This window comes from Streptomyces sp. NPDC127097, from assembly GCF_042724075.1.
GTDB lineage: Bacteria > Actinomycetota > Actinomycetes > Streptomycetales > Streptomycetaceae > Streptomyces.
Genome location: NZ_JBHXFI010000121.1, coordinates 1 through 1,571, shown reverse-complemented (window position 1 = coordinate 1,571; position 1,571 = coordinate 1). Strand labels below are relative to the sequence as shown.

The following is a 1,571-nucleotide window of genomic DNA, read 5'->3' as shown; positions in this document are numbered from 1 at the left end:
CGAGGTTCCGGGACACGCACCGTACTCCCGGTCACCCGACTGCGAGCCGCGCCGTGCCCTCGACCCCTGAGAAGGAAGAAGTGAACATCGAGATCTCCGATCGGCTCGCACAGAGCCGTTGCCGTGTGCGGTCCGGCACCGGCGCCGGGCCTCGGCGCCCGGCGCCGCCGGTCAGTAGCGGTCGCGCCGGGGCAGGCCCTCGCCGAAGAGCGTGTCGAGAACCTCGGAGGCGATACGGAGGCCGTGCCGTTCCTTGGCCGTGAGGCGGTCCTGGTGGCGGCCATCGACCGGCGCCGCGGCGGCCGCTCCGGTCGCGAGGAAGCCGGTGACGAGAAGACCGGTGAGCACGACGGAAATACGACGGAGCATATGGATGTCCCTACGGTGAGTGGTGACTGTGTGCGCTGCCACCTTCCGGGGCGGCGGGCCCGGAGTCATGCGACAGCTCCGGGCGCTGCTGCGAACGGACCAGCGGCACCGCCGTATTGACGTAGCGGAGCTCGCACCGACGGCCGAGCCGGTCCGGCCTTCTCCGGCTCCGCACCGCGGTAAAAACCGGCCGTGGCCGATCGTGAATCAGCACACAATTGCCGCCCTTTTGGCCGCCGCCACAGTGCCCCGCGCCACATTTACGGATCAACGGCCCGCCTCGCGGTGCCCGCACCCGGCTGAATTCGCTGCCAGCGGCGCCCGAACCGGCGCCGGAAAACCCTAATTCCGGTGTGAGCCAGACAACTTATGGACGGGGTTCGAGCGGCCTTTGAGGGCGTTATCGGGTGACCCGAGGCACGCGATGCATGTCACTTACGACCCTGTCTAGGAGATACCCATGCGCCCATTCCGGGCCAACGCCGCCCGAAGCGCTTATCACTTCCGCGATTCGGGTTCATCTCACGAAGATGAGTAGTACAGAGCACCATTGCCTCGATTCGGGACCGGCGTTAACCATGGATTCCGACGCACCGAGAGCGAGTTTGCGGGTCACGCCCCACGGCGGACGCAACAAAGACCTCCGGTTCGTTACGCGCCGCCAAAAAAGGCCGCCTCCCCGTCCCCAGTACCTGGAAGAGGTCACTCTGCATGCCCAGCTTCACCCTGCCCCGCGCTGCCCGTATCACCCGCATCACCCGTACCCACAAGGTCGCCGTGGCCGTCCTGGCCGCCGCGGGTGCCACCTCGGGCCTGGCCCTCACCTCCGCCCCGGACACCGCTCAGGCCGCTTCTGAGCACGCCCCCGCCGCGGTCAAGCCCGTCAGCGCGAAGGGTCAGCCGGCCAAGGCGGACGACGCCAAGACCGGTCGTCCGGTGACCGCCTCGGTCGCGGACCACGTGAAGGTCACCGCCGTGGAGAAGCAGCACAGCGCCCAGCAGGCCGCCAACCGCTCCGCCGAGCGCAAGGACGTCAAGGAGTACCCGAACAACCTTGACGGCTGGATCCGCGAGTCCCTGGACATCATGAAGGCCAAGGGCATCCCCGGCTCCTACGAGGGCCTGCACCGCAACATCATGCGGGAGTCCGCCGGTGACCCCAACGCCGTCAACGACTGGGACATCAACGCCATCAACGGCGT

Annotated in this window: 2 protein-coding genes; one reads left to right on the top strand and one right to left on the bottom strand. The window is 67.9% G+C overall.

Annotated features, from left to right (window positions below):
- Positions 1-171 precede the first annotated feature (171 nt).
- Positions 172-369 carry a hypothetical protein gene (locus tag ACFWJW_RS37580; RefSeq protein ID WP_168482805.1) on the bottom strand — a complete coding sequence of 66 codons (198 nt, stop codon included), beginning with the start codon at positions 367-369 and terminating at the stop codon, positions 172-174.
- Between the two features lie 711 nt (positions 370-1,080).
- Here ACFWJW_RS37580 and ACFWJW_RS37575 point away from each other — a divergent pair.
- Positions 1,081-1,571, top strand: a 491-nt coding sequence (locus ACFWJW_RS37575; RefSeq protein ID WP_387249890.1) for a lytic transglycosylase, incomplete at its 3' end; no start/stop codon positions are given.

Excerpts from the sequence above, each read along its gene's own strand:
- ACFWJW_RS37580 (WP_168482805.1), bottom strand. The coding sequence starts at position 369 with ATGCTCCGTCGTATTTCCGTCGTGCTCACCGGTCTTCTCGTCACCGGC.